Source organism: Ostreibacterium oceani (assembly GCF_009362845.1).
Classification (GTDB): domain Bacteria; phylum Pseudomonadota; class Gammaproteobacteria; order Cardiobacteriales; family Ostreibacteriaceae; genus Ostreibacterium; species Ostreibacterium oceani.
Genome location: NZ_WHNW01000017.1, coordinates 1 through 8,733 on the forward strand (window position 1 = coordinate 1; position 8,733 = coordinate 8,733).

Consider the following 8,733-nt stretch of genomic DNA (forward strand, 5'->3'; position numbering starts at 1 on the left):
AAACACCGTGATTAGTGGAGATATTGAATTAATGTGGAATACTATCGATGTGGATGGAGACACCTTATACCAAAACCCTTATCTAGGTGATTTTTTACAGCCTGGTGCTAAAGGCAATAACTTTGTATTTGATTCAACCGTTGTGCCATCTGGACCAACACAACTAGGTATTTGGATTGATGACGGCAAGCTGTCTACCGAAGCATTTATTGATGTTGTTGTAAAGAACCCGCTGAAAGTGAATTACGAGAGGCCAAGTGGAATCAACGTAAGCACTGGCTACAAAAATTTTATGCCTGAAATAAATGTTGATTTCGTCACCGATTTAGATCCTAGCATAATGGATTTAACTGACGCAGTTACTTTGGTCGACATAGACAATAATAGCATTGCTTTAGGTGATATGACTATTGATACTGAAAACGCAAATAATCTAATCGTACCAATATACGGCCCACTTAGATATAACACAACTTATACGGTAATACTATCTGATCAGTTAACGGATAAATATGGAAATGCGCTAACCGGAGGGCATAGTTGGCAATTTACCACCATGAAAGACACAACACCCGCAACGGTAATTAATGAAAGCCCTAAGGCAAATGAAAAAGCCGTTGCACGTAATACGTTGGTCGAAGTTTTTTTTAGTGAGGCGCTGGATATAGAAAGTGTTAGTGATGCTTTGATTTCTATGAAAAGTCTAGCCGATAATACAGCAGTATCTGGCGCAGTGATCTATGATAGCTATAAACAATCGATTATCTTTACACCGGATGCGTTACTCGATCCTGAAACACAATATGAAATCACATTGCTTGATGGTGCTAAAGATACCGCCAGAAATACTGTGATCGGGACACCTAAAAGTTGGAAATTTACGACTACGGATTTATTCGAAGAAGTGAATAATGTTAAAATCACAGACCAGTACAATGATTATTTAATTGATTATGATAATGATGGAAATGACGACTATTTAGTCATAGAGATATCTGTTGAAGTTTTCTACAGTAGCTATTACAACCTTAACGGTAGTTTATATGATAGTGAGAACACACTAATCGAATGGTCAGGGACAGGCGATATCTATTTAACTAAAGGCAACAACACACTAAAGCTTTATTTTGACGTGACAAAAATAAAAAATACGGCGAAAAGCGGACAGTTTTACCTGAAATCTTTACTACTTTACAGTTACTATGACCCAGAACAGTCGGACTATCGTAGTGAAGCATGGGAGACTTCATCGTATAATGTGTCGACATTCCACTCACCATTAACTTTTAAAGATTTGCCTGCTATTAATATTGCTGCAGATGGTAATATGCATAAAGTTTTCAATTTGAATGACTATATTATCTCTACAGAAGGTACGCCTAGTTTCCAAATCAGTTATGTTTCAAACAATAGCTTTACGGCAGAAATTAAGTCTGATGGTTCTGTTTGGGTTGGTGCAAATAATGTGCAAAATAAATCTTATGTACTAAGAGCCGCTAATACGTTAACTGCGGAAATTGGTATATTTGTGACACTCGACACACTTGATGTAGATAAATCATTCAAAGCCACAGCTACACCATATGCAACTACACCTAACGGAGAAAAAATCCCATCATTGGGGTGGATAGCAATATTATTACTTTGTTTGACTATGGTGATGACTGTTATTCCCATGAGAAAAAATTGGCAGTCTCATTAACGTCTAAAAAACCACCCTTTTTTCTTTTGTTCAGTGTTGTCCATAGCTGATAAATCAGGAATTAATTTTTGTTCAGCCAAATCTCGAAAAACTTTTTTGTCAACTCTGTATTCTTCTTTATCTTTTTTGATTTCTTCTATAGTATTTTCAAGCATTAAAACCTTTTCTTTAAGAAAGCGGATTTCTGTTTTTAGTAACTCATTATCAGTCTGTAAAGTAGTGTTCAAAGTGTCAATATTTGAATTGTTAGAATTGTCCAATTCTTCTTTAATCTCAATGTTCGGATAAACGCGCAATAATTCGGAAACATCAATTTTTCCATTGGGTGTTTTGGATAGTTCACCGTTGTTCAACTTGTCATAAAGAGTTGTTCGGCTAACCCCTGCCAGTTTGGCTGCTTTTGTAATAGAAACAATGTTTTTCATGGTCTATAAAGTGCTGTAAAGTAGTGTTCAGTATACTAAAAATTAAACGTTTTTGTGTCAGAATCATCAAGATTGTTAATTTGACGAATACGGTTTAAAAAAAGGAGATACTTCATGTGGTCATCTGTAATAAAATATTTATTCAATTCGTTAAAATCATTCGTCATAATACTGTTGTTTTCATCAACGGTATAAATAGCTCCTGTTTCAATATTTTCAAACGTCATGCCTTTAGCAATGAAAATGTCTTTGGCGTATTCGGTAAATGCTGCCTTTTTGCGTTGCTTTTCTATAGCACGGCTTTTTTGCTCGGCTTTGCTTAAATTATGCTGCATTTTCTTCTGATTGATGCTTTCTGCTAGTTCAAATTCAGGTTTTCGGTTAAATCTTAGCTGAATATACTTAAATGAACGTCCCACCTTTCGATAGCTAATCTCGAATTCAAAATCAGTGTGCGCGTTGATTTGTTTCAGTGCTGGAGTGATTACTCGTGATTTGAATTCGCCAAATTGACTGTATTTATCACCGATTTGCAATAGCTCTTTGAAATCGTCAATTTTGTACTCTTTATAGGGTTGATTTTGTGAATACCAACTCACAATCAACTCATAAATACGTATCGCGTAAACGCTTGTTAGCTGAGTAATATGCGAGAGGCGGTACTTAGTGAAGTTACTTTTTAACTGCGCGATGTATGGTTTGATTTGATCGTGAAAATAGAGCGTTGCTGTTTGCTCCTCATTATCAAACTCAACTGTAGATACCCAACGAGTAAATAACTCACGTTGACCGCTCTCGCTTTTCATGTGAATACCTCTATCCCATAGCTTTTTGCTCGCAGCTTTGAGATCTCGAAAAGCTTTATCTTTACCTTTGTTGTCGTAGAACAAATCACGCGCTTGCTCAACACTTATAACGTAGCGGTCGCCAATCGCTCCATCAGATTTAACCTGGCTAATGCAAGCAAGCAATAGACGCTGTTCGTTCAACGTCAAATGATAGGATGCTTCGATAATGTCGTTTGACTTGTAAATTAAGTTATTGCTCATGCTCATACAGCATATTGTATGACATATTAAAAAGACTGTCCATTTATTTGTCTTTTTTCCCGACAATTTGTCTTTTTTCCCGACAATTTGTCTTTTTTCCCGACAATTTGTCTTTTTTAGGCTAGTAACAAATTGATTATTAGAGGTTTAATTTGCTCTAAACAGGAATAAACAAGAATAAATAATGCAAAGAAGAAATTTGCCTGTGGATAACTTGATTTCTGCGGTCAATTTTTAGCGCTTACGCGCTCCAACCCTTCGCTCGTTCCTCGCTACGCCCGACCGCTTGCGGTCGCCTTGCGCACTGCGTGCGCTAATTCTGTTCGCTACGCTCAATTTTTTATTTGAGCATAGTAAACCCTGAATTTTTTCTAAAAACGCCAGAAAACGCAAAATAGGAAGCCTGAGCAATATTTTTCAATAGAGTGAATTAGTAAATAGCGAAGTTTGGCGTATATACACACCAAACACCTGCGCGAAATTGGGGTATTTCAGCTTTGTCACGCTCCTTGCGTCGCTACATGGGGCGATGCCCCATCCCCCTAGCTTTCGCTAAGAGTGGTTTTTTTCTTTTTTGATACTTTGAGCCATGCTTTTGCGCAAAATCTCATTTAGGCGCGTTTGATAGCCTTTTCCGTTAGATTTTAGCCACAATAAAACATCAGCATCAACTTTAATCGTGATTTGTTGCTTTTTAGGGCGATATAATTCGGCATTTTCCCAAAAATTTTCGTTTAATTCGGGAATGTCATCTGTATTGATAGCATCATCTTTAATGGCTATCACACGCTTGATATCATCTCTGCTGATGTTTGGTAAGTCTGCTTGTTTGTATTTAACATTTCCCATAGCGTAGCCTTTCTTGTTTAGTCGCTTTTCGTGCGGATATTATGCGGACAATTTCACAATTTTCTTTGTAGTGCTGAACGTGGGCAACCAAAATAACCACTTCGTTAGCAATTTTGCCTATCGTTTGCCAACGGTATTCTCCATTTTCAAATCGGTCTTGTGCCGTATAGCAAAACGGATCGGCAAAAACATGAGCCGCCATTTCAAATGAAACCCCATGCTTTTTCAAATTCAATTGTGCTTTTTGCTCGTCCCATTCAAATATTATCTGCATTAAAGTAATTACTTTTTAATAATTATTATTTAGTAATTATTGTATCAGCGTTGGAATAATTAATCAATACGATGAATTTCACATGTTGAAAAAGTCGCGCTTAGGTGTTTCTCAAAAATTGAGAAACACGCGCTATTAATCACGGCGAACATGATAAGAATGAATGACGTTGGTTTTTGAACAATCACTTGTAATTGAGAAAAAACCAACGCAACGAAACGCAGTGGAGTTTAATTGAATTTTCGCGGATGCTCCCGCGATAAATTCATCATACGAACGGAACAGAAATCAATGCCCAAAAAATGGAGCAGATGACGACTGTCACTACTTTTGCGTAAGCAAAAATGAGGTAGTGACAGTCGTCTCAAATCATGCTAAAATCATTTTATATATTCATTTTCTCATTTTTTTTGAAAGTGAAAAAGGAAAAAAGCCCGCATGAGCTTATCATGCAACCTTTGCGCTAAGCGCACCAAAAGGCGACCATGGTCGGGGCAGTGTCGTCGAGAATTTGCAAAAATTCTACTGATCATTTTGTGAACGGAAATCACATTTTTCATGCATGGAAAGAACGAAAGTCGAAATTGAAAATTTTGACTATTTTTTGGCGAAAGCCAACAAGACGCAATGCGTCAACCCAATGGGGAGCTGAAATTTCCCATTGGGGAAATCACACCTCCCTTTTTTTGAAAAATCAAAATCAAGCGGAGGTGAAAAAGCTTGAATAAAATTAAGCATATGAATCAGTGTCTGTGACTGAAAAAAAACGAACGCAGCTGTTTGAGGTCAGAAAAACCTTTGGTCGAAGTTGGTTACTGAGTACGCTCATTAACTGATAACGGTTAAATAAACAAAGCTGAATTATTTCTCATTGGGTGCGCTCAATGGAGGAAACAGCAAATTAAAACTTAACAAAACAAAATCAAAATATGTCAAAAGCACTAGAAAGGAGTGTTAAGAGCCTTGTTAAACACAACAAGGAAGGCAGTTATTCGACCCATGCGAACCGAGGAAAACGCCTCGATCAAGCCGTTCAACAGTTAGCGGATAGGTATCCTGATTTACACGATTTAAGGAACCTAAAACCGAGGCATATTGATTATTTAGTTGAACGTTGGAAGTCCGAAAATTTGTCTCCAGGCACAATTAAAAATCGGATGAGTGATTTGCGCTGGGTAACGCATAAAATCGATAAAGCAAATATCATGCACCGTACCAACGATGAATATGGTATCGATAGGCGTCAATACATTAATAATGATATTAATAAAGCGAAAACATTGGATGCAAGCCATGTTGAGCAAATGAAAGACCCTTATGTGCAGTTCTCATTAAAACTGCAATCAGAATTTGGTTTACGTCGTGAAGAATCGATTAAGTTTGATGCCTTTTATGCCGACAAAGGCGATCATATCGAATTAAAAAGTACATGGTGCAAAGGAGGTCGTACGCGAGAAATTCCAATTTTGAATCAATCGCAACGCCAATTGCTTGATGAAATTAAAAGCTTTCAGCGAGAGCAGGGCGCACGGGCATTAATACCGCCTGATAAAAACTATATCTCGCAGTTAAAACGCTATGAAAATGTCACTAATCGCGGTGGCGAAAAGAATAATCATGGCTTACGTCATCAATATGCCCAAGACCGCTACAGAACATTGACGGGTTGGGAATGTCCTAATTGCGGTGGTAAAAATTGGAAAGCATTAACTGCCGAAGAAAAAACTATCGATGAAAAAGCACGATTTATAATTACTCAAGAGTTAGGACATAATCGTCTTGATATTGTAGCAAACTATATTGGTAAGTGAGTTATGTGATATAGTGGGTTTTAGATTTTATCAATTATGGAGCATAATTTTATGGTGTATCGTAAGGATATGAGGATATTATTTCTATTAATGACATTCGCTATAATACCGTCATTTATTTTCGCACAAGATACTGATGGTATTTTTTTACCTAAGCTAAAACAACTTGAGTTTTCGTTACGCAAAACGGAAGTGAGTAACTTAGATGGTCGCACTTATTGGCGAACCGAGGGCAACAAGTCTTGTTTATATAGCGATCATTTCTATACAATTGACATTCCTGTTGACCCTGAGAAACTTCATGAGGTTAAGTTTGAAGTAAATAATTATGACATAGATTATAGAGACCCACAAGGGTGCCCTGGGGGTGCTGAGATAGACGTGCTTTATTTAAATGATAACCGTCTGCCAGGTTCATTATCAGGTGCAAATAATTCTTGGAGTAATAATCAGCGAGATTTAGACACATCTATTTTTATTAATGGCGAAAACAAAATATATATCGATACAGACTCTACCAATACTGGGTGCTGGTGTGTTGGTGTTGGTGAAATTGTTGTGAGTGCTATTGTTGATTTTGGTGTGGTTGAAACTTCACCCACGGATAAGGAAAAAAATCGTCAGTTTATTGTCGATAGATCAGATATTACAGTCACTTTTTCTGATGATTACGATCCAGATACGCTAACAAGCGACTCATTTAAATTACAGTACCGTGATGCTAGCGGCAACTATAAAGATGTTGCTGGTGTATTTTCTCAGGTTAGCTCGGATGAATTTAAATTTACGCCTAATACTAATTTAAAAGATGCAATTAAATATTATGTAACTATCGTTTCAGGAGAGTCAGGAATTAAATCAACCACAGGTTCGCCGCTTCCAAGTGATATTGAATATACGTTTGAAACCGTTCCAGACTTATCGTTAGAAGACAATTTTGACTATGGTGATGGTGAAACTTGCGCCCCTAGCAAAGCGCCATGCAAAGGATTAGAATTGGCTATATTCCAAACCTCACGTAATCCGCCATTAGTCAGTCACAAGCCTTTTGTTCGTAGAATCTATACGCGCTGGAAGAAGCATAACGATGTATATGAAGATGATCAAGTTAAGGAGTTATCTTATCAGGTTAGCAAGCTGAATAGCTATTCTCAAGGAGCAGGTGTTAATACTGTTAAACGCCGTGACCAATATAGCAAAAAAGAGATTGCGCTGGGTGAACATACTGTTAATTCCATTGCTCAATCATCAGATACTAGTTTTGAGTTAGAGATAAAACCTTACCCTCAAAAAAATAAAGAGGAAGTAACCTACAGCACCTCATTATCACTATCCAAAAGCCCATCCGTAGATAACTATTCATTTGAGTTTTTGGATTATCAGGGTGTGGGTATGTCGGTAACAACATTACAACCTGGGGGGTATGACGCCGTAAGCAACAATGTAATTAAAAATCAGTTACCTTGGGTTACTGAATTTTTCCCCGTTTCAAAGGTGACGCCTTATAAAACGGGTAGAGTTGCTGAAGTCTATTTTTATCCATACACAGAAACCAGCTTAGAAGATAAAGGTGTATGTAAAGATCCAAATGATTTTTCAATAATAAGAAGCGCTGATGATGAAATGAGCTGCATGCTATGGTTTTCTAGATACTATAATGGTGAACTAAAAAATACAGGAGAAAAACGTACCTATGGAGTGTTAGTAACACCCGCTTACACTAATGGTGTAGTAGGAACCACGCTTGCTTACGCTGGGCGTCGATTAGATGGAAAAAGAACTGACGGCATTGTGATTCAAGAAGGCGGGAAAGGTAGCGATGTTGTTTTTCCACATGAGATGTATCATAGTTTTGGTATCTCTCATGTAAGTGGACGCCCAAACAAAGATAGCATTATTGAAGGATTTCGTTTTTCTCCATTTGAAAACTATTCAAATTTTGAAGGCTCTAAACAAAATGCAGGAGGAGTAAAACCAATATACGATTTAATGTATGCAAATGACCTTAAAGGAATAATTCCTGGAACAAACGTATGGGTGGATTATCGAGACTATAACAAAATTGCTGAAAAGTCTGGTGCGATACTGAAATCCACAACGTTGAAAAACCTCAATCCTAAAAAGATAAATACTAATCCAGTATATTTATGGGTAAGAGGAGAAGCAGATATCTCTAATAATTTTATTGTAATTAATCATACAAAACAGCGAAATTGGAATAATTCCGAGGTGGTTGAGCCAAGTAATTATAGCTGCGATATTCAACTGTTAGATGTTAATAAAAAAGTGCTCAGCGAAGGTGTTTTTGCTATTGAGGCTATTGCTTTTCCAGATGACCCTAATCCATCGACTGGAGGAAGCGTTTTTGGTGGTGTTCTTTGGGATGATGCTGGAGAAACGGTCAGAATGACTTGCGAAAACTTAACTACTGAGTTTTCTGTAATCGATAACAAACCTGTCGTTGAAATTATTAGCCCAGCTGAAAACACCGTGATTAGTGGAGATATTGAATTAATGTGGAATACTATCGATGTGGATGGAGACACCTTATACCAAAACCCTTATCTAGGTGATTTTTTACAGCCTGGTGCTAAAGGCAATAACTTTGTATTTGATTCAACCG

The 8,733-nt window shown here is 37.3% G+C and carries 7 protein-coding genes; 3 read left to right on the forward strand and 4 right to left on the reverse strand.

Translation table 11 applies throughout. The features are described 5' to 3' along the window. The coding region (locus GCU85_RS09725) for an Ig-like domain-containing protein (RefSeq protein WP_218110667.1) at nt 1-1,702 on the forward strand (1,702 nt) is incomplete at its 5' end. On the opposite strand, the gene GCU85_RS09730 is transcribed toward GCU85_RS09725, so the two are convergent. The 4 genes from GCU85_RS09730 to GCU85_RS09745 all read right to left on the reverse strand — a co-directional run bounded on the left by GCU85_RS09730 (nt 1,699) and on the right by GCU85_RS09745 (nt 4,299). Then, nucleotides 1,699-2,127, reverse strand: coding sequence for a hypothetical protein (locus GCU85_RS09730; RefSeq protein ID WP_152810990.1), 429 nt, complete (start codon nt 2,125-2,127; stop codon nt 1,699-1,701). The two genes, GCU85_RS09725 and GCU85_RS09730, sit on opposite strands and share 4 nt — an antisense overlap. Before the next feature lie 35 nt (nt 2,128-2,162). Then, nucleotides 2,163-3,176 carry a replication initiation protein gene (locus GCU85_RS09735; protein WP_218110668.1) on the reverse strand — a complete coding sequence of 338 codons (1,014 nt, stop codon included), beginning with the start codon at nt 3,174-3,176 and terminating at the stop codon, nt 2,163-2,165. A gap of 552 nt (nt 3,177-3,728) precedes the next feature. Continuing rightward, nucleotides 3,729-4,025 (reverse strand): BrnA antitoxin family protein, encoded by a 297-nt coding sequence (locus GCU85_RS09740; RefSeq protein WP_152810992.1) that lies wholly within the window; start codon nt 4,023-4,025, stop codon nt 3,729-3,731. Beyond that, a complete protein-coding gene (locus GCU85_RS09745; protein WP_152810993.1) occupies nt 4,012-4,299 on the reverse strand; it encodes a BrnT family toxin in 288 nt (95 codons plus the stop codon). Before GCU85_RS09745 ends, GCU85_RS09740 begins: the two co-directional genes overlap by 14 nt. Before the next feature lie 929 nt (nt 4,300-5,228). On the opposite strand from GCU85_RS09745, the gene GCU85_RS09750 reads away from it, so the two are divergent. Then, the gene (locus GCU85_RS09750; RefSeq protein ID WP_152810994.1) at nt 5,229-6,110 is read left to right on the forward strand and encodes a phage integrase N-terminal domain-containing protein; all 882 of its coding nucleotides are present in this window, start codon (nt 5,229-5,231) and stop codon (nt 6,108-6,110) included. A 36-nt stretch (nt 6,111-6,146) separates the two neighbouring features. Beyond that, nucleotides 6,147-8,733: Ig-like domain-containing protein (locus GCU85_RS09755; RefSeq protein ID WP_152810995.1), on the forward strand; the 2,587-nt coding region annotated here is incomplete at its 3' end.

Bases quoted from the DNA above. Each gene is read 5' to 3' on its own strand.
- GCU85_RS09730 (WP_152810990.1), bottom strand. From the start codon at position 2,127: ATGAAAAACATTGTTTCTATTACAAAAGCAGCCAAACTGGCAGGGGTT.
- GCU85_RS09740 (WP_152810992.1), bottom strand. From the start codon at position 4,025: ATGGGAAATGTTAAATACAAACAAGCAGACTTACCAAACATCAGCAGA.
- GCU85_RS09745 (WP_152810993.1), bottom strand. From the start codon at position 4,299: ATGCAGATAATATTTGAATGGGACGAGCAAAAAGCACAATTGAATTTG.
- GCU85_RS09735 (WP_218110668.1), bottom strand. From the start codon at position 3,176: ATGAGCAATAACTTAATTTACAAGTCAAACGACATTATCGAAGCATCC.
- GCU85_RS09750 (WP_152810994.1), top strand. From the start codon at position 5,229: ATGTCAAAAGCACTAGAAAGGAGTGTTAAGAGCCTTGTTAAACACAAC.